This is a genomic window from Streptomyces lacaronensis, assembly GCF_047337785.1.
GTDB classification, from domain to species: Bacteria; Actinomycetota; Actinomycetes; order Streptomycetales; family Streptomycetaceae; genus Streptomyces; species Streptomyces lycopersici.
The window spans coordinates 2,451,982-2,476,889 of the sequence record NZ_JBLHDK010000003.1; the positions used below are offsets into that span (position 1 = coordinate 2,451,982).

The 24,908-nt window shown below is 70.6% G+C and carries 24 protein-coding genes; 9 read left to right on the forward strand and 15 right to left on the reverse strand.

What is annotated here, in order from left to right; all coding sequences use genetic code 11:
• Window positions 1-35: 35 nt before the first annotated feature.
• A complete protein-coding gene (locus ACMTAK_RS10625; RefSeq protein WP_413805981.1) occupies window positions 36-1,409 on the reverse strand; it encodes an aminotransferase-like domain-containing protein in 1,374 nt (457 codons plus the stop codon).
• 148 nt (window positions 1,410-1,557) lie between these two features.
• On the reverse strand, window positions 1,558-2,703 hold the full coding sequence (locus ACMTAK_RS10630) for a prephenate dehydrogenase (RefSeq protein ID WP_413805982.1): 1,146 nt from the start codon (window positions 2,701-2,703) through the stop codon (window positions 1,558-1,560).
• A 190-nt stretch (window positions 2,704-2,893) separates the two neighbouring features.
• Between ACMTAK_RS10630 and hppD the strand changes: the two genes are divergently transcribed.
• Window positions 2,894-4,030: a 4-hydroxyphenylpyruvate dioxygenase gene (gene hppD, locus ACMTAK_RS10635; protein ID WP_413805983.1), complete on the forward strand. Its 1,137-nt coding sequence runs from the start codon at window positions 2,894-2,896 to the stop codon at window positions 4,028-4,030.
• The gene (locus tag ACMTAK_RS10640) at window positions 4,014-5,159 is read left to right on the forward strand and encodes an alpha-hydroxy acid oxidase (RefSeq protein WP_413805984.1); all 1,146 of its coding nucleotides are present in this window, start codon (window positions 4,014-4,016) and stop codon (window positions 5,157-5,159) included. The genes hppD and ACMTAK_RS10640 overlap by 17 nt, the downstream gene beginning before the upstream one ends.
• A 199-nt stretch (window positions 5,160-5,358) precedes the next feature.
• Here ACMTAK_RS10640 and ACMTAK_RS10645 read toward each other — a convergent pair whose 3' ends face one another.
• Entirely contained in the window at window positions 5,359-6,333 is a 975-nt protein-coding gene (locus ACMTAK_RS10645) for a ParB/RepB/Spo0J family partition protein (protein WP_413805985.1), read from the reverse strand.
• 541 nt (window positions 6,334-6,874) lie between these two features.
• The gene (locus ACMTAK_RS10650; protein WP_413805986.1) at window positions 6,875-7,477 is read right to left on the reverse strand and encodes an LmbU family transcriptional regulator; all 603 of its coding nucleotides are present in this window, start codon (window positions 7,475-7,477) and stop codon (window positions 6,875-6,877) included.
• A gap of 213 nt (window positions 7,478-7,690) precedes the next feature.
• On the opposite strand from ACMTAK_RS10650, the gene ACMTAK_RS10655 reads away from it, so the two are divergent.
• Window positions 7,691-8,056 carry a DNA gyrase inhibitor YacG gene (locus ACMTAK_RS10655; RefSeq protein WP_413805987.1) on the forward strand — a complete coding sequence of 122 codons (366 nt, stop codon included), beginning with the start codon at window positions 7,691-7,693 and terminating at the stop codon, window positions 8,054-8,056.
• Here ACMTAK_RS10655 and ACMTAK_RS10660 read toward each other — a convergent pair.
• The 6 genes from ACMTAK_RS10660 to mhpD form a co-directional block, all read right to left on the reverse strand.
• On the reverse strand, window positions 8,046-9,089 hold the full coding sequence (locus ACMTAK_RS10660; protein WP_413805988.1) for an LLM class flavin-dependent oxidoreductase: 1,044 nt from the start codon (window positions 9,087-9,089) through the stop codon (window positions 8,046-8,048). The two genes, ACMTAK_RS10655 and ACMTAK_RS10660, sit on opposite strands and share 11 nt — an antisense overlap.
• A gap of 54 nt (window positions 9,090-9,143) precedes the next feature.
• Complete coding sequence (locus ACMTAK_RS10665; RefSeq protein WP_413805989.1) at window positions 9,144-10,487, reverse strand: MFS transporter; 1,344 nt, start codon at window positions 10,485-10,487, stop codon at window positions 9,144-9,146.
• Between the two features lie 373 nt (window positions 10,488-10,860).
• Complete coding sequence (locus tag ACMTAK_RS10670) at window positions 10,861-11,532, reverse strand: TetR/AcrR family transcriptional regulator (protein ID WP_413805990.1); 672 nt, start codon at window positions 11,530-11,532, stop codon at window positions 10,861-10,863.
• Window positions 11,533-11,624: 92 nt separating this feature from the next.
• Window positions 11,625-12,725 (reverse strand): 4-hydroxy-2-oxovalerate aldolase, encoded by a 1,101-nt coding sequence (gene dmpG / locus ACMTAK_RS10675; protein ID WP_413805991.1) that lies wholly within the window; start codon window positions 12,723-12,725, stop codon window positions 11,625-11,627.
• A complete protein-coding gene (locus tag ACMTAK_RS10680) occupies window positions 12,722-13,687 on the reverse strand; it encodes an acetaldehyde dehydrogenase (acetylating) (protein ID WP_413805992.1) in 966 nt (321 codons plus the stop codon). The genes dmpG and ACMTAK_RS10680 overlap by 4 nt, the downstream gene beginning before the upstream one ends.
• Window positions 13,684-14,517: a 2-keto-4-pentenoate hydratase gene (mhpD, locus tag ACMTAK_RS10685; protein WP_413805993.1), complete on the reverse strand. Its 834-nt coding sequence runs from the start codon at window positions 14,515-14,517 to the stop codon at window positions 13,684-13,686. Before mhpD ends, ACMTAK_RS10680 begins: the two co-directional genes overlap by 4 nt.
• Before the next feature lie 310 nt (window positions 14,518-14,827).
• Here mhpD and ACMTAK_RS10690 point away from each other — a divergent pair, with 310 nt between their 5' ends.
• A complete protein-coding gene (locus ACMTAK_RS10690) occupies window positions 14,828-15,070 on the forward strand; it encodes an alpha/beta fold hydrolase (RefSeq protein WP_413805994.1) in 243 nt (80 codons plus the stop codon).
• Window positions 15,071-15,117: 47 nt separating this feature from the next.
• Window positions 15,118-15,369 (forward strand): alpha/beta fold hydrolase, encoded by a 252-nt coding sequence (locus tag ACMTAK_RS10695; RefSeq protein ID WP_413805995.1) that lies wholly within the window; start codon window positions 15,118-15,120, stop codon window positions 15,367-15,369.
• A gap of 13 nt (window positions 15,370-15,382) precedes the next feature.
• On the opposite strand, the gene ACMTAK_RS10700 is transcribed toward ACMTAK_RS10695, so the two are convergent.
• On the reverse strand, window positions 15,383-16,513 hold the full coding sequence (locus tag ACMTAK_RS10700) for a 50S ribosomal protein L11 methyltransferase (RefSeq protein WP_413805996.1): 1,131 nt from the start codon (window positions 16,511-16,513) through the stop codon (window positions 15,383-15,385).
• 495 nt (window positions 16,514-17,008) lie between these two features.
• On the opposite strand from ACMTAK_RS10700, the gene ACMTAK_RS10705 reads away from it, so the two are divergent.
• Both ACMTAK_RS10705 and ACMTAK_RS10710 read left to right on the forward strand, forming a co-directional pair.
• Entirely contained in the window at window positions 17,009-18,886 is a 1,878-nt protein-coding gene (locus tag ACMTAK_RS10705; protein ID WP_413805997.1) for a LamG-like jellyroll fold domain-containing protein, read from the forward strand.
• Between the two features lie 198 nt (window positions 18,887-19,084).
• On the forward strand, window positions 19,085-20,209 hold the full coding sequence (locus ACMTAK_RS10710) for an alpha/beta fold hydrolase (RefSeq protein ID WP_413805998.1): 1,125 nt from the start codon (window positions 19,085-19,087) through the stop codon (window positions 20,207-20,209).
• 19 nt (window positions 20,210-20,228) lie between these two features.
• On the opposite strand, the gene ACMTAK_RS10715 is transcribed toward ACMTAK_RS10710, so the two are convergent.
• The 3 genes from ACMTAK_RS10715 to ACMTAK_RS10725 form a co-directional block, all read right to left on the reverse strand.
• On the reverse strand, window positions 20,229-20,849 hold the full coding sequence (locus ACMTAK_RS10715) for a class I SAM-dependent methyltransferase (protein WP_413805999.1): 621 nt from the start codon (window positions 20,847-20,849) through the stop codon (window positions 20,229-20,231).
• 80 nt (window positions 20,850-20,929) lie between these two features.
• Window positions 20,930-21,142 carry a DUF397 domain-containing protein gene (locus tag ACMTAK_RS10720; protein WP_413806000.1) on the reverse strand — a complete coding sequence of 71 codons (213 nt, stop codon included), beginning with the start codon at window positions 21,140-21,142 and terminating at the stop codon, window positions 20,930-20,932.
• A 1-nt stretch (window position 21,143) separates the two neighbouring features.
• Complete coding sequence (locus tag ACMTAK_RS10725; RefSeq protein ID WP_413806001.1) at window positions 21,144-21,974, reverse strand: helix-turn-helix domain-containing protein; 831 nt, start codon at window positions 21,972-21,974, stop codon at window positions 21,144-21,146.
• A 255-nt stretch (window positions 21,975-22,229) separates the two neighbouring features.
• On the opposite strand from ACMTAK_RS10725, the gene ACMTAK_RS10730 reads away from it, so the two are divergent.
• Window positions 22,230-22,541, forward strand: coding sequence for a hypothetical protein (locus ACMTAK_RS10730; protein ID WP_161559247.1), 312 nt, complete (start codon window positions 22,230-22,232; stop codon window positions 22,539-22,541).
• Between the two features lie 7 nt (window positions 22,542-22,548).
• Window positions 22,549-23,655: an NAD(P)-binding domain-containing protein gene (locus ACMTAK_RS10735; RefSeq protein ID WP_413806002.1), complete on the forward strand. Its 1,107-nt coding sequence runs from the start codon at window positions 22,549-22,551 to the stop codon at window positions 23,653-23,655.
• On the opposite strand, the gene ACMTAK_RS10740 is transcribed toward ACMTAK_RS10735, so the two are convergent.
• Window positions 23,626-24,636: a LacI family DNA-binding transcriptional regulator gene (locus ACMTAK_RS10740; protein WP_413806003.1), complete on the reverse strand. Its 1,011-nt coding sequence runs from the start codon at window positions 24,634-24,636 to the stop codon at window positions 23,626-23,628. The two genes, ACMTAK_RS10735 and ACMTAK_RS10740, sit on opposite strands and share 30 nt — an antisense overlap.
• Window positions 24,637-24,908 lie beyond the last annotated feature (272 nt).

Genomic DNA, 24,908 nt, shown 5'->3' on the forward strand with positions numbered 1-24,908 from the left:
CTGCGGCTCGGTCCGGACACGTTGCCTCACCTTTCTCACTGGGATCCGCTGGTGCTGTGCGACGCGCTGGACGCGTTGTGCGACGCGCTGTGCGCCTCGATGAAGCGCGCGAGCCTCGCCGTGCCCTCGTCGATCTCGGCGGGCGTCAGATAGCTGATGGACAGCCGGATGCCGTGGTGGCCACCGGTGCCGGGGTAGAAGTGCGCCATCGGCGTCCAGATCACGCCGAAGTCCTGTGCGGACGTGGTCAGTACGGTGTTGTCCACCCGGAACGGGACCCGCATGGTGAGGAAGAAGCCGCCCCTGGGCTCGTTCCAGCGCACCCCGAGGGCCTCCCGGCGGGCGGCGGGCAGCCGGGCGTCCAGCCGCCGCAGCATCTCCCGCATCGCCTCGCCGTAGTACGCGGCCGCCTCGGCGTTCAGCTCCGACAGCCGGCCCCGGGCGCCGAGCAGCGCACCCGCCACGGCGGCCTGGCTCAGTGACGAGGTGTTGACCGTCACCATGCTCTTGATCTTGGCGAGTTCGTCCGCCAGCAGCCGCTCACCGCCCGTGGCGTCCCGGACCCGCTGGTCGGCCACGACGAACCCGACCCGGGCGCCGGGGAAGACCGTCTTGGAGTACGAGCCCAGGTGCACCACGCGGCGGGCCCGGTCTTGGGACTTCAGCGTCGGCAGCGGAGTGCCGGGGCTCACCTGCCGGTACGGGCTGTCCTCCAGCACCAGGAAGTCATGGCGCTCGGCGAGCTCCAGCAGCTCCTCCCGGGCCTTCGGACCCATGGTGTTCCCGGACGGGTTGGAGTGGTCCGGCACCACGTAGAACGCGCGCGGACGGCGGCCGCGCGCCCGCTCCGCCAGCACAGCGGCCTCCAGGTCGGCGGCGTGGAACCCGTCCTCGCGCTCCTCCACCGGGCGCACGGTTACGTCCAGCAGCCGGGCCGCGCCGGTGATCCCCACATAGCAGGGGCTGGAGACGAGCAGGACGTCGTCGGGGCCCGCGAAGAGCGCGCGCAGCACCAGCAGCATGGCCTCCTGTGCGCCGACGGTCACCACGATGGACTCGGCCGGTACATCGGTGGCCTCGTCCGCGCGGAGCGAATCGGCGATGATCTGCCGGATCTGCCCGGCGGTCGGCCCGTACTGGTACAGCGCGGTGCGGATGTCCGCCGGTGAACTCCCCTGCTCCGCCAGGTGGTCCAGATAGCGGCGGATGTGGGTGAAGACCTGCTCGGTGTCGAAGAAGCCGTCGTACGGCCGGCCCGGGGCGAAGGAAATCGCGTCCGGATAGCGATGGGTCACCTCGTTGAGGAAGTTCATCGTGTCCAGCACCGGCTCGGAAACGCTGCCGTGCAGCTCTGCCATTTCGAGGTGTTCCCGTTGACGAATCTGCGCGGCGACGGTGGTTCCTGCCATGAATTCCCCCGGGCGGCAAATGAATGAGAGCGGCTTTATGAGGGCGGCTCGGATGCCTCAGCATCACACGCCCGTCGGCCTTTCGACAATGCCGTCCAATTGCTCGAACCGCGCACTTGGACGGGCTTGTCGGCGGCCTTGTGGAGCGCTATCGCGCGGGCATCGATTCAGCCGGGGCCCGATCCCATCCGTCGGCGCCCAGCTTGGCCCCGATCCGCTCGGCGTCGGCCGTGGGAACGGGCACGCGCACCCGCAGCCCGCTCTCCTCCGCGGCCTCCACGGCGACGTCGTCCACGGCGATGCCGAGCGCCGCGACGGCGCCCAGCAGCCGGGCCAGCTCCCCCGGGCGGTCCGGGACCAGGATCCGTAAGCCCGCCTCGGCCACGGGCGGACCGGCGCCGGGGCGCGGCAGCCCGGCGAGCCCGGCGACGCCCCGGGCCAGCAGATCCTCCAGGGTCCGTACGCCCTGGCCGTGGCCTTCGTCGTGGTCCCCGGCGAACACGTCTTCGTCGGCGAGCGCGTCTTCGGCGAGTACGTCTTCCTCGGCGAGCACGTCGAGCACCGTCGCCACCCGGGCCAGATCGGCCCGCAGCTCCTTCACCACCCCGGCCATGGCGGCCGCGTTGGACCGCAGGATGTCGCTCCACAGCCGGGGGTCCCCGGCGGCGATCCGGGTCACATCGCGCAGCCCCTGACCGGCCAGCAGCGGCATCCCGGCCGGGCCGTCGCGCAGCCGGGCGGCCATCACGCTGGCCAGCAGATGCGGTACGTGCGAGGTCAGCGCCACCACCTCGTCATGCTCCCGGCTGCGCATGACCACCGGGGCGGCGCCGCACAACTCCGCGAGCTCCAGGCCCCGGTCGAGGGCGGCGCGCGAGGTCAGCCGGTGCGGCGTCAGCGCCCAGGGGCGGCCCCGGAACAGCTCGGCCCGCGCCGCCAGTGGCCCCGATCGCTCCCGGCCGGCCAGCGGATGGCCGCCGACGTAGCGGGAGGGCTCGGGGGCGCGGGCGAGCACGGCCCGCTCCGGGCCGGCCTTCACGCTCGCCACATCGGTGTAGGCGCGGGCCAGACCGCGTTCCTGGGCCGCGATCAGCACCTCGGCGATCCGGCTCGGCGGCACCGCGAGGACGGCCAGGTCGACCGGCTCCGGCGGGTCCTCCGCCCGGCCCGCGCCGAGTGCGGCGGCGGTCCTGGCGGCGGCCCGGTTCCGGTCGGAGAGATACACCGACACTCCCTGCCCCGCGGCGGCGAGCGCGACCGACGTACCGATGAGGCCGGTGCCGATGACAGCCATCGTGTGCATCACAAGACATCACCCGTCCAAGAGGACCGCGACCCGGAAACACAAAACGCGGCACAGCTTATGGAGAAGGCCCGGCGTCCACGAGTTCCGTTGACCACCGGAATGGCGCCGATGGCTGGACGCGCTCATGGCCGCCTAGAGTTCTGCGGGCTCGGTTTTCTTCCGCATCTGGGGGGCCACCATGAGGAATTCATCAAAAGCCGCGGAGCCGCTCGCGGATCTCGCCATCGACTATGTCGAGTTGTATGTGGAGAACCTGGATTCGAGCGCGTTCCAGTGGGTCGACCGGTATGCGTTCGCCATCGTCGGCAGCGGCGGTTCCGCGGACCACCGCAGCCTGGCGCTGCGGCACGGGGAGATCACCCTGGTGCTGACCCAGGCGACCTCCTACCGCCACCCCGCCTCGGCGTATGTGCTCAGCCACGGCGACGGCGTCGCGGACATCGCGCTGCGCACCGCCGATGTGCGGGCGGCCTTCGAGGCGGCCGTGGCGAACGGCGCCGGTGTCCACCGGCGACCGGCCCGGCACACCGGTGACGGCCCGTCCGTCACCGCCGCGGTGCACGGCTTCGGGGACGTGGTCCACACCCTGGTCCAGCGCGCACCGGACGCGGGCCCCGGGCTGCCCGCGGGTTTCGTCCCGACGGACGGCCAGGACCGGCCCGACGGGCCGGGCGGCGAGGTGGGCTTGGCCGAAGCGGGGCCGGCCGAAGTGGGCCTGCTCGGTATCGACCACATCGCGGTCTGTCTCGGCACCGGCGGCCTCGGCCCGGCCGTCGCGTACTACCAGCAGGCACTGGGCTTCCGGGACGTCTTCGCGGAGCACATCGTCGTCGGCGCCCAGGCGATGCACTCGAAGGTCGTACAGAGCCCGTCCGGCACCGTCACGCTCACGCTCATCGAGCCCGACGACACGGCCCTGCCGGGGCAGATCGACGAGTTCCTGAAGAGCCACCAGGGCTCGGGCGTGCAGCACCTGGCCTTCTCCTCGCACGACGCCGTCGGGTCCGTGCGCGCCCTGTCCGACCGCGGCGTCACCTTCCTCACCACGCCCGACGCCTACTACGACCTGCTGGGTGAGCGGATCGGCCTCAGCCCGCGGCGCCTGGGCGATCTGCGCGCCACGGGGGTGCTCGCGGACGAGGACCACGACGGGCAGCTGTTCCAGATCTTCACGGCCTCCACCCACCCGCGGCACACCCTCTTCTACGAGGTCATCGAGCGGCAGGGCGCCCAGACCTTCGGCAGCGCGAACATCAAGGCGCTGTACGAGGCCGTGGAGCTGGAGAGGACCGGGCAGCGTGACTTCCGGCGCTGACCGCGCCGTTCGCGGTGCGGCCGGGGCAGATGCCGACGCCGCGGCCGGTGCGGAGTGCCTGGCCGACGCCGAGTGCCTGGCCGACCTCGAGCGCGCCGCCGCTGCCGTCCTGCCGCCCGACGTCCGGGACTTCGTGGCGGGCGGCAGCGGTGACGAGCTGACGCTCGCCGCCAACCGCGCGGCGTTCGACCGCACCTTCCTCGTGCCCCGGGTGCTGCGGGACGTCTCGCGGTGCACGACGGACGCCGTGCTGCTCGGCCGCCCGGCGGCACTGCCGCTGGCGGTGGCCCCGGTGGCGTACCACCGGCTGGTGAGCGAGGACGGTGAACTGGCCACCGCCCGGGCGGCGAAGGCCGCGGGGGTGCCGTTCGCGGTCTCCACGCTGAGCAGTGTGCCGATCGAGGAGATCACGGCGGTCGGCGGGGCGGTCTGGTTCCAGCTGTACTGGCTGCGCGACGGCGCCCGGACGCTGGAGCTCGCCCGCCGGGCGGAGGACGCGGGCTGTGAGGCGCTGATGCTCACCGTGGACGTGCCGTGGATGGGCCGCCGGCTGCGGGACATCCGCAATCGGTTCACGCTCCCCGCCGAGGTACGGGCCGCCAACATCGACGCGGGCGGAACGGCGCACATCCGGCCCGCCGGTGCCTCGGCCGTGGCCGCGCACACCAGCGAGGCGTTCTCCCCGGCGCTGACCTGGGCGACCGTGGACCGGCTGCGGGAGCACACGCGGTTGCCGCTGGTGCTCAAGGGCGTCCTGGCGCGGGAGGACGCGCTGCGCGCCGCGGAGTCCGGGGTCGACGCGCTGGTGGTCTCGAACCACGGCGGCCGTCAGCTCGACGGCGCCGTGCCGAGCCTGGACGCGCTGGCCGAGCTGGCGCCCGTGCTCGGTGGCCGCTGCGAGCTGCTGCTCGACGGCGGCGTCCGCAGCGGTACGGACATCCTCAGGGCCCTGGCCCTCGGCGCGGCCGGGGTGCTGGTGGGACGGCCGGTGATGTGGGGTCTGGCCGCGGCCGGTGAGGCGGGTGCGCGGAGGGTGTTCGAGCTGCTGGCCGCCGAACTCCGCACATCACTGGGGCTGGCGGGCTGCCCCGATGTCGCCGGGGCCCGGAGCCTGCGCACCATGCGGTGAACCGCGGCCGCGCCGCCGCATACACGATCCGGCCAGGACGGGCCCTCTCGTCCTGGCCGGATCGCTGGGTCGGCAGGTGCTTCGGCCGGGCCCGTCCAACCAGCGATTTCCTCTGGTTGGACGGGCCCGGCGGGGCGTGGTGTCCGGCGGCTCTTTCTCCCCTCCCCGCCCCTTCCCGATACCAGGGGCTCCGCAGCCCCTAGGCGAGCTGGAGGTCCACCCGGACCGCGATCTCGTCCCACATCCCCGCGCACTCACGGGCGAGGCTGGCGACGATGCTGCTGCAATGTGGCGGCACGTTCGCGATGATTTCCTGCCACTCCTCCGCGCTGAGCATATTGATGTTGAGCAGACGGAGCAGCCTGCGGCCCGTTTCGTTGAACCGCAGGGCGGGGTCCGAGGTGAGGCGGTGCACGGCCGCGAGGCGGTCGGCCATCGGGACCACCTCCGCGGTGGCCGCGCCCGCCGTGGACCGGCTCAGCGCCTCGGTCCGCCGGCCCCCGGCCCCCCCGGCCTTCGCCGCGCCGCGCGCCTTCGGCAAGGGGTCCTCGCCCCTGCTCATACGGTTCCTGACGTCCCGTGCCGTCTCCGGGGAGATCCCCGCGGCCCGGGCGATCTGGCGTAGCGACAGGCCCGGGTTCGCCGTGATCAGCCTGCTCGCCAGCTCACGCCCGGCGGCGCTGTTGATGGGACGGATCCGGCCGTCCTGACCGATGCGGCTGCCACTGACCGTCTCCTCGGCCGACGTCCGTCGGCGGATCTCCGCGACGGTACCCGCCGAGATCCCCGAGACCGACGCGATCATGCGGTCCGACCACTGGGGGTGCGACACGATGATGCGGGCGGCCGCGGACTTCCGGTCCGTCATCGACAGCGGCAGGCCATGGGTGATGTTGGAGCCGACGGCCAGGACGAACGCGTCGGCCTTGCTGCCGTCGAAGAACTTGACCTTGATCTTCTCGTCGCCGCGGAGCTCCGCGGCCCGTAGCCGGTGGGCGCCGTCGACCACCCGCATCGTGGACCGGTGAACGATGATGGGCGGTAACGTGACTTCGGTCTCCGCCAGCGCTTGGATGTGCTCCGGGTCCTCCCCTGAACTTCGCGGTGACTCCGCCGTCGAAATCGACGCGATGTCGACTTCGATGACCACTTCCTCAAGTTGCTGCTCGAACATCGCCAACCCCCCGCTCCAAGGCGAGCTCGCCTCGAAAGGAATTTCTATCCGGGGGGTGGCAGGAACACTTTGGACACGACTTCGAAGATCGCCGATCGTGGCCGATCAATATCGACCACCCCCCGTTGCTCCACTTCGCGAAATCGCGAAAGGCCGTTCAATCTTTCGACGCAGACTCTAACAGCGGTCAGGCGGTTTGACACCCCGTATCCGCGCCCGGCGCACCGCGGTTACTCAACTAGAACTCACGGTTTCGGATGGGGCGATCACCAGTGGGAGCTATGGGGTTCGATGGCGTTCTGTACGTGCTTACCGATACCAGCGGGACGAGGCGCGTCACATGAGGTGAATGCAGCTCCATTCGGCCACTCACCTGGTCTTTCGCGTTCTTCCCCGGAGCCCTGGACCACGCATTAAATGCTTTCACCGGGCATGCGGGAACGCCAAATCGGGGGAATCGCTGGAATGCCGCTCCGGAATCCATGCCGTCGTCCCGCCGGCGGGACGGAAAGCATTGGCTAGAGGTTCTACGGAGCGCTGTTTACGCCCCCAGGGCAGGCGGGTCGGCGGCGGGGCCGGGAATATGCGGGACCGGGCCGTCGGCCGCCTCATCCAGCATCTGGATGATCCAATCCATAAGCCCAAGACCGGCGATCTCCGCCGCGCGCTCCCAGCGGATTCTGCGCTCGGCGACCACGTTCACCTGCACAACGCCCGGCTCCTGTGCGGCTTCCGGCGACTGACGCCGCATCCGTATCCGCCGGCGTAACGCATTGCGGGTCCAGCCGCCCTCCTCGGCCCGGGTCAGCCACTCCTCCTGGTCGGCCTCGGGGAGGGCGGCCACTTCCGCGTGGTGCTGAAAGCTCAGCTTGCCCCGCCGCCTGCCCGGCTCGAACTTGCGTGCCACCCAGGCATAGTTGCGCAGCGTCTGATAGTCGAGCGAGGTCTGCTTCAGCGCCTGGCGGTAGCGGTCGGGGTAGTGCTCCTGGCCGAAGACGAGCCAATCGCCCAGCCACCACGCGGAGGAGTCGGCGATGACGTGGATCTGCTGGCCGAGGTGGCGCCACTCGGACAGCGGCAGATCGGGAGGGAGTGACAATCCCGTTCGCCGGGTGGTCGTCCGCCCGTTCGCGGGGATGGACATCGTGCACACCTCACCTGCCCTCGTCTTCGGCGGCCCCATCCTCCACAGAGGGGGGTTTCGGCGAGGTTTCATCGCACCTGGCCGGTTTCCATCGACCGAGAACCACATGACGCGCGGGCAACCGAGGGCGTTACGGTTCCGAAACCCACGCACCGATCTACTGGGCGGATGGATGCGGAACCAGTCTCACCGCGAGCCGGCAGAGGGGGCCACATGGACACCGCGGCCCGGCGGTGTGCCGAATGCGGCGCCGAGTTCACCTGGACCAGCAGGAACCCGACGCGCAGGTTCTGCGGCTCCAGATGCAAGACGCGGTGGTGGCGGGCCCACCACCGCGGCACGACCACCACGGACACCACGACCACTGCGGACACCACGGACGCCACGGACACCACGGACGCCACGACCACCGCGGACACCGCGGACGCCACGGACCGGGCGCACCACCGTTGGCAGGCGCCGCCGGTGCCCCCGCTCAGTACCGGCCACGAGTGCCCGAACTGCGGTCAGCACATCACCGTGCTCAATCTGATCGTCGCGGTCGACAGCGGTTCCGGCTCCGGCACGCTCACCGGCTGACCTCCGGCCGCAGGGCGGGCAGCACCGCGGAGCCCACGCTTTCGATCAGCTCGGTGGGCGGGTCGTAGGAACCGACGTGCTGGAGGAACACATCGGTCACCCCGTCGGCGTACAGCGCGGTGAGCCGTTCGGCGATCTCCTTGGCGGTTCCGAAGAGGCAGAACTCCTGGGCGAAACGCACGGCCGTCTCGTCGCTCACCCAGGCCGAGCAGATCTCGACGGCCGCGTCCCAGTCCTCGGCGTGTACGAGGTCCGGGTAGACCCCCTCCACCCGCGCCGGGACGTCCAGTTCGATCCCGGCCAGGGCGAGGAAGGGCGCGCCACCGTTCTGGGCGATCGACGCACAGATCGGCTTGAGCAGCCGGGCTTCGGATTCCACGTCGTCGGTCACCGCGCAGAACGCCGAGACCGTCAGCGGGATCGCCTCCGTGGTGCGCCCCGCGGCCTCGGCGCCCTCCCGCACCCGGGCGGTGGCACTGGCGAGCGTCGTCCGCGAGACACCGCTGAGCAGGATGACACCATCGGCGATCTCCCCGGCGAGCCGCAGATTCCGGGGGCCGCTGGCGGCCACGTGGAGCGGTATGTCCGGATCCGGGTCCCGCAGCCGGGACCGTACGCCGTTGAAGTCACACTCCTCCCCCTGGAGCAGCGCCCGCAGCGTGGCGATCCCGGCGCGCAACTCGGCCCCGGTGCTGGAGCGCAGGCCGATGGGGCCGACCGAGCTGTTGCCCACGCCGAGGCCGAGGGTGAACCGGCCGGGGGCCAGCTCGGCGACGCTGCGCGCGGCCGAGGCGACGACGGCCGGGTGCCGGGTGACGAGATTGGTGACCGCGCTGCCCAGGCCGATCCGTTCCGTGCCCAGCGCGGCGGCGGTCAGGGCCGTGAACACATCCCGCCACAACAGCTGGGAGTCGGGGAACCACACCTGGTCGAAGCCCAGTTCCTCGGCCCGCCGGGCGGTCCCGGCCAGCCGGTCCACCCGGTCGCACGGCGGTATGCGGACGCCGACGCGTATCCCGCTCTTCTCGTTCACGCTCTCCTCCTGAGGGCTTGGTGTGAGTGCTTGGTATGGCACGACGTACGGCGGTCAACCCACCTGCGCGGTATCGCTGTCGGCCACACGCGGAGCCGGAACGCGCGGTGGCTCCGCGGTGTCGTCCGCTTCCCGCAGGAACAGGCCCGCCACCACCGAGACGGCCGACATCGCGGCCATGTACACCGCGATGCCCACCCATCCGCCGGTGGTGTGCAGCAGATAGGTGGCGATGTCGGGAGAGAACGCGTTCCCGGCGATCAGCCCCACGGTGAAGCCGATCGACATGCCGGTGAACCTCAGCCGGGCCGGGAAGACCTGCGAGAAGTACGCCGGGACCACGCCGTAGTTGGCGGAGTAGCCGATGAACAGCAGGGTGAAGCCCAGCAGCATCAGCCCGTAACTCCGCGTCTGGAGCAGCGCCAGCCAGGCGAACGGCAGCACGATCAGCGAGGCCGCCCCGGCGATGAAGACCCTGCGGTTTCCGAACCGGTCCGCCAGCTTTCCGGCGAGCGGCACGCACACGATGATGACGAGGGTGGCCGGCAGCAGCACGGCGATCATGGTGTCCTTGTCCAACTGCAGCCCGGTGCGGGCGTACTCCAGGCTGTAGACGGTCGCCAGTGTGAAGGCCACCCCGGCACTCAGAATCGCGGCGGCCATCAGCAGAACCCGCCCGCCGCACTCGCGGAACACCTCGACCACGGGCAGCCGGTCCACCGTGTTCCGCGCCTTGACCGCCTCGAACTCGGGGCTCTCGTCCAGGCCGAGGCGCACGAACAGACCTACGCCGACGAGCACCGCGCTCAGCAGGAACGGAATCCGCCAGCCCCATGAGTGCAGCTGGTCGTCCGGAAGTTGGAGCACCCCGAGGAAGACGAGGTTGGCCAGGAGCAGCCCGGCCGAGGTCCCGGTATTGATCAGTGAGCCCCGGAACCCGCGTTTCCCTCGCTCCCCGTGTTCGATGGTCATCAGGACCGCCCCGCCGTATTCGCCACCGACCGAGAACCCCTGGGCGAGCCTGGCGACGATCAGCAGGATCGGCGCCGCGATCCCCACCTGACGGTAGGTGGGCAGCAGACCCACCGCGAAGGTGGCGATGCCCATCAGCCCCAATGTGGCCACCAGCGTGGACTTCCGGCCCAGGCGGTCGCCGAAGTGGCCGAACACCACCGCGCCGACCGGCCGGGCCAGAAAACCGATGGCGAAGGTCGACAGCGAGAGCAGCGTGCCCGTCACCGGGTCCGAGGTGGGGAAGAAGAGCTTGGCGAACACCACGGACGAGGCCAGTCCGTAGATGGAGAAGTCGTAGTACTCGACGGTGGTGCCGATCCAGCCGGCGACCAGCGCTCGGGTGCTCTGATTCCGGCCGGGGCCATGAACATCGGTTGCTGTCATGAGGGTCCTTTGTCCTTCAGGGACGGGCGAGGGACAGGAGAGGGACGGGCGAGGCACGGGCGAGGCACGGGCGAGGCACGGGAAGGGGGCGGCGGCGCTCCCGCAGCATCGATATGCGGCTCCACCGGGTGGCAGGCGCTCCGCCCCTGGACCCCAGGTCTGGGGGCGGAGCCCCAGTTGCGGGAAGGGGCGGGGAGGGGAGGGGAACGGCCCGCCGCGGGCGTCAAGACCCGTCGGACACGTCCCAGGGCCGAGGCAGGGTCGGCTCAGCGATCGCAAGTGTTCGTACTATGTACCGTTCGCTGTATGGCGTCAAGGTCGCCGACATACCCCGTGCCGAAGGATCCGGGGCTGGGAAGCCGGGGGGCGAGGCTCAGTCGCCGGTGTGCCGCAGTACGCCGTCGATGAGGCAGTCGAGCCCGAAGCGGAACTGTTCATCGCTGGGCAGCGTGGTCATCTCCTCGGCGAGCTCCACCATGTGGGGGAAGTCCTCGCGCGGCAGGGTCCCGTAGAAGTGCCTGCGCTGACGCCGCAGCTCCTCGGCCTCGGGATGGTCGGCCTTGCCCCACGGGCGGGGCGCCTGATAGCTGGCGAAACCCAGGCTGTACTGCACGATCAGCCCGTAGACGCGCACCGCGTCCCGGTCCGCGAACCCCGCCTCGCGCAGCCTCCCGATGACCGCCTCGAACGCGCCCCGCATGGACCGCGGGCCGGTGCTCACCCGGGTGGCGAAGAGCCGCACGATGCTGGGGTGCTCCCGCATCATCTCGAGGAAGGCCAGCGCCAGGGCCCGTACGACCGCCTCGGGCGAGGTCTCCTCGGCGGCGGGCAGCCGGAAGTTCCCCATGACGTAGTCGGCGATCCCGTCGAGGATCTCCTCCTTGCCGCGGAAGTAGCTGTAGAGCGTCATCGCGCCCACGCCGAGGTCCGCGGCGAGCCGCCGGATCGTCAGTACGTCGATGTCCTCCTCGTCGCAGATCCGGGTGGCCACCTCGATGATCCGCTCAGCGGTGAGCGCCCTGCCACGCGACCGCTGACCCGCCACTGGGACTCTCCTCTTCGCACACCACCGGGGACCGGCGACACCGACGCCGTCGTACACCACACCGTACAGGCGTCCCGCCGATCGGGCGGCGATCAGGAGGTGTTGTCCGGGCGGGAGGTGCTGTCCGGGGAGGAGGTGCTGTCCGGGTGGGCGGCCAGGTCGAGGGCGATGTCCGTGATCATGTCTTCCTGGCCGCCGACCATCCCACGGCGGCCCACCTCGACCAGGATCGCGCGGGTGTCCAGGCCGTGGCGGACCGCGGCGGCCTCGGCGTGGCGCAGGAAGCTGGAGTACACGCCCGCGTAGCCGAGGGTCAGGGTCTCGCGGTCGACGCGGACCTCGCGGTCCTGGAGGGGCCGTACGAGGTCGTCGGCGGCGTCCATCAGGGGGAACAGGTCGCAGCCGTGCTTCCAGCCCATCAGGTCGGCGACGGCGACGAACGCCTCCAGCGGGCAGTTGCCCGCCCCCGCGCCCTGGCCGGCGAGGGAGGCGTCGACGCGGGTGACGCCGTTCTCCACGGCCACTACCGTGTTGGCCACGCCGAGGGCGAGGTTGTGGTGGGCGTGGATGCCGAGTTCGGTGCCCGGGTCGAGCACATCGCGATAGGCGCGGAAGCGGTCACGGACACCGTCCATGGTGAGCCGGCCGCCGGAGTCGGTGACATACACACAGTGGGCGCCGTAGGACTCCATCAACCTTGCCTGGCGGGCGAGTTCGGCCGGTTCCGCCATGTGCGACATCATCAGGAACCCGGCCACGTCCATGCCCATCTCCCGGGCGGCGGAGATGTGCTGGGCGGAGATGTCGGCCTCGGTGCAGTGGGTGGCGATGCGCACGGAGCGGATGCCGAGGGCGTGGGCCCGCTTGAGGTCGTGCAGGGTGCCGATGCCCGGCAGCAGCAGGGTGGTGGGGATCGCCGTGCCGGTGGCCCCGACGACGGCCTCGATCCAGTCCCAGTCGGTGTGGGCGCCGATTCCATAGGTGACGCTGGAGCCGGACAGGCCGTCGCCGTGGGCGATTTCGATGGCGGCCACCCCGGCGGCGTCCAGGGCGGCGGCGATGGTGCGGGCCTGCTCGACCGTGTAGCGGTGGCGGACGGCGTGCATGCCGTCCCGCAAGGTCACGTCCTGGACGTACAGGGCGGGCGGTACGGGCGGAGTGTCCGCGGTCGCGCCGGCGTCGGTCGTGGTCATCGTGCGGCCTCCTCGCCGGAGCGATGTGCGGCCAGGCGCTCCGCGGTGCGCAGCGCGGCCGAGGTCATGATGTCGAGGTTTCCGGCGTAGGCCGGGAGGTAGTGGGCGGCCCCCTCGACTTCGAGGAAGACCGAGACCTTCACCGCGTCGGTGTGCGCGGCCTCGGCGGGCAGCAGGGAGCGCATCGGATCGTCGGACCCCACCTGGTCGAACTGCACCTTCTGCTTGAGGCGGTAGCCGGGCACATACGCCTGGACGCGGCCGACCATCTCCTCGACGGAGGCGGTGACCTCCTCGGTGGCGCAGCCCGAGACCAGGCAGTGCACGGTGTCGCGCATGATCAGGGGCGGTTCGGCGGGGTTGAGGACGATGATGGCCTTGCCGCGGGCGGCGCCGCCGACGCGCTCGATGGCGGCGGCGGTGGTCTCGGTGAACTCGTCGATGTTCGCCCGGGTGCCGGGGCCCGCGGAGCGGGAGGAGATGGAGGCGACGATCTCCCCGTAGTGGACGGGGGCGACCGCGCCCACCGCGGCGACGATCGGGATCGTGGCCTGGCCACCGCAGGTGACCATGTTGACGTTGGGCGCGTCGAGGTGGGCGTCGCCGTTGACCGGGGGCACCACATAGGGGCCGATGGCGGCCGGGGTGAGGTCGACGAGAGTGCGGCCGAGGGGGCGCAGCACCTCCTCGTGGCGCTTGTGGGCACCGGCGGAGGTGGCGTCGAAGACGATGTCCACGTCGGCGAACTCGTCCATCGACACCAGCCCGTCCACGCCCTCGTGGGTGGTGGCCACCTTCAGGCGGCGGGCGCGGGCCAGGCCGTCGGAGGCGGGGTCGATCCCGGCCATCGCGGTGATCTCCAGGGTGTCGGAGAGCCGCAGCACCTTGATCAGGAGGTCGGTGCCGATATTGCCGGAGCCGATGATCGCCACTTTGGTGCGGGTGTTGGTCTCGCTGCTCACCGGTGGTCTCCTTCCGCGGCGAAGCCGATTCCTACGGTGCCCAGGTTCGAGATACGGGCATGGAACACATCGCCCGGGGCGGCCGGGACCATCGGCCCCAGGGCCCCGGTCAGGACGAGGTCGCCCGCGCGCAGCGGATCGCCCCGCTCGGCGAGGGCCGAGGCCAGCCAGACGGCCGCGTTGAGGGGGCCGCCGAGGCAGTCGGCGCCGGTCCCTTCGGAGGCCATCTCGCCGTTGCGCGTCATGGTCATCTGTACGGAGCGCAGGTCGAGCCCGGACAGTGGTACCGGGGAGGCGCCGAGGACGTACAGCCCGCAGGAGGCGTTGTCGGCGACGGTGTCCACGATGGAGATGTCCCAGTCCCGCACCCGGCTGTCGACGATCTCCAGCGCGGGCAGCGCGAAGTCGGTGGCGCGCAGCAGGTCCACGACGGTGCAGTGGCGGTGTGGCAGATCGCTGCCGAGCACGAGCGCCACCTCGGCCTCCACCTTGGGCTGGAGCAGCCGCCCGGCGGGCACCTCGCCGCCCTCCGGTACGGCCGTGTCGGCGAACAGCGCGCCGAAGTCCGGCTGGTCCACGCCGAGTTGGCGCTGTACGGCCGGAGACGTCAGGCCGATCTTCCGGCCGACGATCCGGCGGCCGGTGGCCTGTTCGCGTCGCAGGTTGAGCCGCTGCACCGCGTAGGCGGCCTCGATGTCGCCGTCGTCCAGGAGCGTGCGCACCGGCGCGCAGGCGATCCCGTCGCGGGCGGCGCCCGCGAGTGCGTCGGCGGCCTTGACCACGGCCCCGGGGAGGGAGTCCGTCGGGACGTGGTCGGGAACATTCGGCACGGGCTACCTCCTGGAGAAGAACATGGGGCCGGGGCCCGGCGCTCCCGATGTGGCCTCCGGTATAGACGCGCCGCCCACCACGAGCCAACTTTCGTTCCGTCACACGGAACGAGGTGCGTGGCGACGTGCCGGACCAGGTGAGACTGACCTCGCGTACCCGTGTCCGTCCAGCGGCCCGTACCGCCTGACGGAACGCCTCGATCGAGGGCCCCTCCCCGGCCGAACGCCTCTTGACGGCGCCCAAAGGAGTTCCGTACAAAGTACGACCAGAGGTGCGGGCCCGCCGCCCCGCCACGTCAGGAGAGTGCGCATGCTGACCGCCCACTACGCCCCCAGCAGGTTCGGCCAGCTGCACTACGTCGAGTGCGGCGAGGGCGAGCCGGTGCTGCTGCTCCACCAGACCCCGCGGTCCTGGGCCGAGTACCGCGATGTGCTTCCGCTGCTCGGCGCCACGCACCGGGCGATCGCGATGGACACCGTCGGCTACGGGGCGTCGGCGAAACCCGCGGACGACCAGGGCGTCGAGATGTTCGCCGACGGGGTCGGAGCCTGACGCTCTCCGCGACCCCGTTCATCACCCCGGAGAAGCGCGCCCGCGCGGTGTGGAAGCGCCCGGTCGACTGGGTGTTCGCGATGGACGAGCGGCTGCCGCGGATCGCCGCCCCGGCCACGGTCATCTGCGGACAGGACGACGACCCGTCGATGCCCGGCTTCGAGCCGATGGTGCGGGCGCTGTCGGCGACGGGGCACATCGTGCCCGGGGCCGGTGTGCCGTTCCCCGAACAGCGGCCGGAGGAGTTCGCCCGGCTCGTACGGGAAGCCGTCGCCTCCGCCGAGCCGGCGGGCGGCTGACGGTGGCGCGGCCTCAGGGCCCTCCGGGCCCCGGGAACAGCGAGCGGTAGAAGGGGGTGGCGCGGAAACCGTCACCGTGGTGGGTCGAGCTCCAGCTCAGTGGCACCGCCGGGCCGCCGGCCCGGTGCAGCTCGCCGGCGAGCGCGTAGTCGGGGTGTACGCCGTCGTCGCTCAGCGTCGTGGTGAAGTCGAACTCGAACCGGTCGCCCGGCCGCACCGGCAGGCCCTCCTCCGCCAGCGGCGCGTAGACCGGGGTCCAACTGCTCGACTGCACCAGCGAGTCGATGGGCTCGTCGTCCTCGGCCACCCACAGGCGCATGCCCAGCGCGAGCCCGGAGAAGTTGCCCTCTCCGGTGAACGTCAGCTCGGCACTGTCGGTGCCCTCCGGGTCCAGGTCGCCGTTGAACTCCAGCGGCTCCACTTCGACCGGGCCGGACAGATACGACCGCTCCCGCACCTTCGGATTGTCCTGCAACCCCCCCAGGACCACCCGCAGATCGAAGGGGCGGCCCACCGAGGCGAACACCTCCTCCACATAACGGAAGACGAACGGCGGAAAGCCGGGCGGCTCACCGCGGCCCGCGCTGCCCAGGTCCAGGGCGACGGCCGTGGTGACGCTGCGGTGCGGGATGAACACCCCACCGGGCTTCACCAGCCGCTTCCGCGCGTCCCGCAGTACCGAGCCCGCACCCTCGGAGCCACCGAGCGTGCCGATGATCTCCGAGACGCACATATCGACGGGCTCGGGGAGCTCGATCTCGGTGGAGAGTCCCTCGACGACCGTGATCCGGTCGGCGAAGCCCGCCTCCTCGATGGTCTGCCTGGCGATCCGTGCCGACTTGGGGATGACCTCCAGCGCCCACACATGCCGCGCCCCGGCGCGGGCCGCGGCCAGCGCCCACACCGCGTCCTTCCCCGTGCCGATGTCGAGGACCGTCCGGCCGGGGGCGTAGCGCCGGACAGCCTCGACATACCGGTTCATCCGGCGCTCGTCCTTGATCATCGCTTCGTACGCGGCGTCGTCGTACACCGGGTACTCGCCGATCGAGGCGAATAGCCACACCGGGTTCGACTCCGGATCGCATGCCCGCACCGGCACCTTGCGCCCCGGCGCGGCTAACTCCGCGATGAAGGAATACTGCATTCTTCAACCTTTCCCTGAGTGCCTTTCCGGACCCAGCATGCCAGGCCGGAAAACCCGGAATTCCCTAGGAATGGAATGCGCCATGAGCGAATAAAGTCCACACATAGCATGGTTAAAGCGATGTAAAAGTGCCCGAGCGCGGCCCGAGCAAACGCCCCACGTCACACCCCATCTGGTCGCCGCGCGACGAACGCACGGAAGAGATGCGGGGGGGGAAATTGACATGTTCGCGATAACGCGGGGGGTTGCTTCGGGAAGTGCATTCGGCTGAATTTCGCGGATGAGTCGCCGGATCCGGCGCCGGGCCGTCCGAAAATAGTCGTCACTAATATTATTAGCGCGGCAACCTTTTAACGGAGAATGGCGTCCGGGGCAGCGACGAACCGCCCTCAACGGATCAGGTGCCGTTCATCTGGCCGCCCCCGCGTGGTCACAGGTCTGGACCACAGTGCGGACCGGGGTCACCGGTTCCTCATATGACGCGCGGGAGAGCGAATGGACGCGGCGGAACGCAGCCACCTGGGCAGACGGACACTTTTGCGAGCCACCGCCGTGATACCGGCCGCGGGCACGGTGGCCGTCGCGTCGGGGACGACACCCGGTCACGCCGCCACCCCGAAGGCGGACGGCCACCGGTACGACTCCGCGTCACCGCGGTTCAGCCTCGCGATCCTGCCGGACACCCAGTACCTCTTCGACGCCGACAGCTCCGACCCGGAACCGCTCCGGGCGACCTTCCGGTACCTGGTGTCCCGGCGCGAGGACGCCAACATCGCCTTCATGGCGCACCTGGGCGATGTCACGGAGCACGGCTCGCGGGAGGAGATCTCGCTGGCCGCGACGGTGTTCGGGACCATCCACGGCAAGGTCCCCTACAGCGTGCTCGCCGGCAACCACGACATCGACTCCGGCACCGACGACCAGCGCGGCGACAGCGCCTATCTCGACGCCTTCGGCCCACGGCGGTTCTCGTCCATGCCCACCTTCGGGGGCGCCTCGGCCGACGGCTACAACAGCTACCACGTGCTGCGCGCGGGCGGCCGGGAGTGGCTGGTCCTCGCGCTCGACTGGCGGGTCTCCGCCTCCGGGCTGGAATGGGCGCGGAAGGTGCTCCACGCGCACCCCACCCTGCCCGCGATCCTCACCACCCATGACCTGGCCTGGGCCGACGACGACGGCGCCGCACAGCTCTCGGACAACGGCCGCCGGCTGTGGGACGGCCTCATCCGCGGCAACGACCAGGTCTTCCTCGCGCTCGGCGGGCACTACTGGCCCCCGGGGCGCACGGTCCTGACCAACGACGCGGGTCACGACGTCCACGTCCACATCACCAACTACCAGGACCGGTACTACGGCGGCGCCGGGATGATCCGCCGCTACGCCTTCGACCTCGTCCGCGACGTGATCGACGTGGAGACCTTCTCGCCCTGGTTCCTCAGCCGCGATCCGGAGAAGCGCACACCTCTGGAGGCGGAGACCATCGAGCTGACCGGACCCGCCGACCGGTTCAGCCTGAGCATCGACTTCGAGCGGCGCTTCTCCGGCTTCGCGCCGGTCGTGCCGCGCAAGCCGCGCCCGGCGTCCGCGGTGATGCCGCGCGGCACCCTCGCGTACTGGCGCTTCGACGCCTCGGGAACCGCTCCCCGTGCGACGGGCGCGGACACACCCGTCGGTACGGACACCGTCATCCGCGATCTGTCCGGCCACGGCAACGACCTCCGGGTGACGCGGCTGCACGACAGCGCGCCCGAGATCCTGACGTGGTCCGGCGAACACCACGACGACCAGCCGGCCCACGCCAGCCTGCGCTTCGACGGCGGAAAGGCCCCCGACCGCGGCGCGGTCCTGACCACCTCCGCCACGGCGCCGCTGAACTCCGAGAAGTTCACGAGTGGTTACACCATCGAGACGTATCTCAAGCTCCCGGACCCCTTCGAGGGCGACCACGCATGGATGGGCATCCTCAGCTGGGAGGGCCGCAACGGTGACGCGGGCAAGACCACCGGCTGGTCGCCCGACGAGCCGACGTGCAGCCTCAATGTGACCCCCGAACGCTTCCTGCAGTTCGTGGTCTACCCCCATGTGCAGGACGCCGATCCCACTTCCTGGAGCCATGCCCTGCCGGTGGGCCGGTGGACCCATGTCGCCGTCGTCAACGACGGCCATCACACCGTGGTGTACGTCGACGGCTCGAAGATCGCCCGCAATCCGAGCCAGCCGTCGACGGGGATCGCGACCCTCGGCAAACCCTTCGTGATAGGCGCCACCCAGTTCGAGGAGAAGTTCGGCCAGGGCTTCTACGGCTGGATCGGCGACACCCGTATCGTCAAACGGGCCTTGCGACCGAGGGACTTCATGACCTCCCCCGCCTAGGGGGTGGCCGGCGGGTCTTGGCGCCTGCGGCGGGCTGCTTTCCCCTCCCCGCCCCTTCCCACAACTGGGGCTCCGCCCCAGGGGCGAAGTCCCTGCCACTCGGCGGGTGCCCCGTAGTGTCTTCCGGGTCGGAGGGGGTAGGTGGCCGTTTGTTCCATTCGATCAACGTCGCCCTCCCCCTACGGCCAGGAGAGATACATGCCCAGAGCCCTCGTCACCGGGATCGCCGCCACCGCCGTCGCCACCGTCCTGCTCACGGGCTCCGGAGCCGTGAGCGCCACCGCCACGGCCACCGCGCCACGGGAGCCGCATGCCACCGATGTCCACCGGGTCCAGATCCAGGACGACTTCGACTCGCTCGGCCCCGAGGTCCGGGCGCTGAAACTGGACTCGGGCCGCACCGCCCACTACATCGACGACGGCCCCCGGGACGGGAAGCCGGTGCTCTACATCGGCGGCACCGGCACCAGCGCCCGGGTGGCGCATATGACGGACTTCCTGCGCAGCACCCGGGAGTCCCTCGGGCTGCGGCTGATATCCGTCGAGCGCAACGGCTTCGGCGACACCGAGTTCGACAAGAGCCTGGGGAAGGCCGACTTCGCCAAGGACGCGCTCCAGGTGCTGGACCGCGTCGGAGTGCGCAAGGTCAGTGTGATCGCCATCTCGGGCGGCGGTCCGTACGCCGCCGAGCTGGCGTCCCTGGCCCCGGACCGCGTGTCGTCACTGCACCTGGCCGCCGCCCTGCCGCCGTACGGCGCGAAGCGCCCGTACTGCTCGATGTCCGACGAGGAGCTGGGCAAGTCGCTGGAAAAGCAGATCGCCGACCCCCGGGTCTGGTGGGCGCTCCCGGACGACAGCCCGACCAAGCGCGTCCCCGGCTTCGCCGACACCGCCTTCGAGGACGGCGCCCGCACCTACAACCAGCGCGGCCAGAAGGCCGACCCCGCAGCTCAGGTGCATGAGCAGAAGCTCTACTGCCAGCGGCCCGGCCCCGATCTGTCAAAGCTGACGGCCCCCGTCACCATCTACAGCGGGAAGAAGGACACGACCGTGCCGCCCAGCACGATCGACACCTGGAAGCAGCACCTGCCCGGCGACCCGGCCGTGCGCAGCTACGCCGACACGGGACACGATGTGCAGTACCGGCACTGGGACCAGATCCTCGTCGACCTCGCCGGGCACACCGACCGCACGGTCATCTGCTACCGGGGCCACAGCACGATGCCACCTGCCCGGATCGCCGACCCGCTGGTCGAGAAGGGCCGGGCCACGCTCGGCAGCTGCGCCTGGCAGAAGGCCGGTGAGGACGGGCCCACCGGCTGAGACGAGGTCCCGAGGTACGTCACGGTCGCCGCGCCCAGAACAGGGCGTGGCCGCTGTCGCCCTCGGGGGCGAACTCCTCTCCCTCGACGGTCAGTCCGGCCTGGGTGAGCCACGTCCGATAGGTCGCGGCGTCGGCGTGGCTCCACCACATCGTGGCGCCACCGCCGAGCCAGTTGTCATCGGTGCCGGTCCAGGCGGTGTGCCCGGTGGTGGCCAGGAACCAGCCGCCGGGCCGGAGCCAGGTGGCGATCCTGGCGAGGAGGGGAGGTTGTTCGTCCAGGGGGATGTGGATCAGGGCGTAGAGGGAGACCACAGCGTCGAAGGAGCCCGCCGGGAACTCCACCGCCGTGGCATCGGCCTGGCGGAACTCCGCCTCCGGCACGAGCTCCCGCGCCCTGCGGATCTGCTCCCCGCTGATGTCGACACCGGTCACCCGGTGGCCTGCGGCGCTGAGCACGCGGGCGACCGGGATGCCGGAGCCGCATCCCAGGTCCAGCACGGTGGCGGTGGGCGGGATGCGCCGCTGGAGGGCCCCGAGCCAGGGTTGGTACTTGGTCTCGGTGGCGTAGGACTGCTCGTAGTGGCGGGAGAGCGCGTCGTACCCGCGCCTGACCACGTCCTTGGGATCGTCAATGTCCACGGCGCAGCACGGTAGTTGGGGCGGGTGCGTACCGCGAACGGTTTTCGGGCGCGAGACGATGCCCGCGCCCGGCGGCGCCGTCAGACCTTGCGCACCGCGGCGACGAACTCCGCCCAGACCCCGGCGGGGACGACCAGGGCGGGGCCGTTCTTGTCCTTGGAGTCGCGGATGCCGACCTGGGCGGTGTGGGGCAGGTGGGCGATCTCCACGCAGCCGGTGCCGTTCGCCTCGCTGTAGGAGGATTTGAACCAGGCAACTTCGGGTGCGACGTTGGTTGCTATGCCGTGGGTCATGTCAGATCTCCCGTGCTAGTCGTTGCAGGAACGCCGGTGTCTCGGCAGGAGCGAGAGCCGCGGCCCGCAGGTTCTCGAACCTGCGGGAGAAGGACCAGATCGTCGTTTCCTTGTCGCTGATGTCGGATCCGTCGACGGCGTCGCTCTGCACGACGGACGGCAACGGAGTGCCGAACTCCCACAGGTTGAAGTTCGTATGAGGCCGATACGCGGGTGTGGCCATCGGAAGGATCTGCACCGTCACGTTGTCGAGCCCCTGCAAGGCCTCGATCTCCTCGTACTGCTCACGCATCACTTGGGGGCCGCCGACCACCCGGCGCAGCGAGGCTTCGTCCTGGATGACCCAGAGCTCTATGGGGTTGTCCCTGCGCCTCAGGGCCTTTTTGCGTTCCATCCGAATCTGGATGTGCCGCTCGACGAACTCGGTCGTGGTCTCCTCGACCGGCTTGGCGGCCTGGAACAGTTCCCTCGCGTAGCGATCGGTCTGCAGCAAGCCGAAGACCACGTTCGGCTGCCACGTCCGGCTGGTACGGGCTCCGCTCTCCAGGCCGATGTGCATCCCCATGCCCGACGGGAGCACACTGCGATAGATGGACCACCAGCCCCGGTTGAGGGAGTCACGGTGGATCTGCATGAGGAAGTCCACATCGTCCTCGTCCTCGACGCCGTACCGACCCAAAAGAGCCTTCAGGTCCGTGACCTTGGGCAAGGCCGAGAGGCCGTTCTCGACGCGGAACAACTTCGTGGTGGAAAAGGTCAACCCGTCCACCGCCTCCGCGAGGGTGAATCCGGCCTTGTCCCTCAACCGCTTGAGCTCCCAGCCGAGTTGCATGCGACGGACCGTCGGTCCCGTTGGTGCTGCCACGAGTATGCCTCCCGGTGGGTCGAGCCTGCCATGCCGCCGTTCGAGTTCTGAGTCTGGCAAGGGCGGCCCGGCGCATCAGGCCATTTGCCCACTCGGTCACATATGCCATCTGAAGCGGAAATTAGCTGTCATCTTGCGCGCCAGCTTCCGCGCACCTGAAGCTGTTTCCGCCACCGCCTCATCACTCGCGGTAGCCGAACCTCGAAACGCCATGGAGCCCTCATGCCTTCATCACGCCCCCGTCTGCTGCCCTGGCCCGGACTGAACGGGCAACCCTGCTTCCTCGTCACCGACGACACCGGCACCGGCTACCTCTCGCGGCTGGCCGACGAGATGGAGGCCGTACAGCTTCGGACCGGAGCCGAGCTTCTCGGACATGCGCGGCCGCTGCTCCGGGACCGCAAGGCCGACGCCTGTGAGCTGCGCTTCGTGGGGCATCGGCTCGCCGAGGCGCTGCATGACGCGCTGCGGGTGGCGGAGAGCCGGGGGCGGCGGCTGGAGGACGGGGAAGAGACCGCGACCGAGCAGAGTTAGTAGAAGCATGAACAACAGCGTGGACGTCGTGGTCATCGGTGCCGGGCAGGCGGGGTTGTCCGGGGCCTACCACCTGAGGCGGGCCGGGTACGAGCCCGGGACCGGTTTCGTGGTGCTCGATCACGCGCCCGCGCCCGGCGGGGCGTGGCAGTTCCGCTGGCCGTCGCTGACGTACGGCAAGGTGCACGGGATGTACGACCTGCCCGGTATGCGGCTGACCAGCGACGACGCGGATCCGGAGCGGCCCTCGTCCGAGGTGATCCCGGCCTACTTCGCACGGTATGAGCGCGCCTTCGATCTGCGGGTGGTCCGCCCGGTGCACGTCGCCGCCGTACGGAACGGTGACGACGGTCGACTGCTGGTCGAGACCTCGGCCGGGACATGGTCCGCGCGGGCGCTGATCAACGCGACCGGGACCTGGGACCGGCCGTTCTGGCCGCGCTACCCCGGGCAGGAGACCTTCCGGGGGCGGCAGCTGCACACCGCGCGGTACCCGGGGCCCGAGGCGTTCGCCGGGCAGCGGGTGATCGTGGTCGGGGGCGGTACGTCCGGGGTGCAGCATCTGCTGGAGGTCGCCGAGGTGGCGGCGGAGACGACCTGGGTCACCCGCCGCCCGCCGGTTTTCCGCACCGGACCGTTCGGTCAGGACCAGGGCCGCGCCGCCGTCGCGCTGGTCGAGGAGCGGGTGCGGCGGGGACTGCCGCCGCAGAGCGTGGTGTCCGTGACCGGGCTGCCCATGACGGAGGCGATGGAACGGGCCCGGGAGAAGGGGATACTCGACCGGCTGCCGATGTTCGAGCGGATCACCCCGGACGGGGTGGCCTGGGCGGATGGGCGCCATGTGGAGGCGGACACGATCCTCTGGGCCACCGGTTTCCGCGCCGCGATCGACCACCTCGCCCCGCTGCGGCTGCGCGAACAGGGCGGCGGGATCGCCGTCGAGGGGACCCGGGCGGTCCGTGATCCCCGGGTGCATCTGGTCGGCTACGGGCCCTCGGCCAGTACGGTAGGCGCCAACCGGGCGGGCCGGGCCGCCGTACGGGAGATCCAGGAGCTGCTGGGTGCCCCTTACGACAGCCAGTGGTCACCGGAGAAGGTCGCCGTCGGGCGTTGACCGGGTGCGGGCCGGGCCGGTGCTGCCCCGGGCCACGAGGGTGGGGTCGAGGACGATGTCCCGGTCGGCGGTGCGCCCCTCGTCGAGTCGTTCGGCGGCTGCCCGGACGGCGACTTCGGCCGCCTCGGCGGCGTCCTGGCGCACGGAGGTGAGATCGATGAAGGACAGCCGGGCGAGCCGGCTGTCGTCGTAGCCCACGATGGACACGTCATCGGGGACGCTGACGCCCGCGCGCAGGAACGTGCCGAGCAGACCGTGCGCACAGCGGTCGTTCCCGGCGATGACGGCCGTGGGCAACTCGGGCCGCGCGAGCAGGTCCCGGGCCACCCGGGCGCCGGATTCCTCGGTGTAGTCGCCGGGGTGGACCCGGATGTGGTCCGCCAGTCCGTGGTGGCGCATGGCGGCGCGGTATCCGCGCCGCCTCTCCTCGGCGGCGGGCATGGCGCCGCCGTCGATGTGCGCGATGGCGCGGTGTCCTTGTGCGACGAGGTGGTCGACGGCTTGGCGCATCCCACTCCGCTCGGCGGTCCGGACGACGTCCGTACCGGCGGCCCGCGTCAGCGGGTTGATCTCCACGATGGAGGGGCCGCCGACGTCCGTGGCCAGGTGGTGCCGCTCGAATGTCGTGCCGATGGTGATGATGGCTTCACAGCGCAGTCCGAGCAGTTCGTCCATCGCCTGACGCTCGTCGCGGGTGTCGACCATGGCGTTGAGCACGAGGGTGTAGCCGTGCTTCCGGGCGGCGGGGTACAGGGCCTCGACAATGCCCACGTCGTGCGGCTGACGCATGGTGAACAGCACGCCCAACTGCCGACTGCGCGTGCGGCGCAGAAGCTGGGCGGCGGTGTCGGGACGATAGCCCAGTTCCTCGGCCGCCTGGAACACGCGTCGGCGCGTATCGGGGCTCGCACCGGGCTGGTTGCGGAACACCAGTGACACCAGGGCCTGCGAGACACCGACGCGCGCGGCAATATCGGACATGGTGGGGCGCTTGGGACGCCTCACCGGGGTTCCCCGCCCGGCCGAGGGGCCGGTGCTCCCTGGATCCCCCATCCCTGCCTCCTCGCGCTTCATGTCTTGACATGCGTCACACGCCGCCCCCATAGTACGTGGCACTTGTACGTACTAGTTGTACTGACAAAAGGACAAAGGCTCTCCGCAGCCGCACGATCGTGGCTGGCTGGGCGGCCACTCACCCGACATCGGGAAACAACCGGACCTGTCGGGACGCCACCACGACCTCCGCTGCCTCC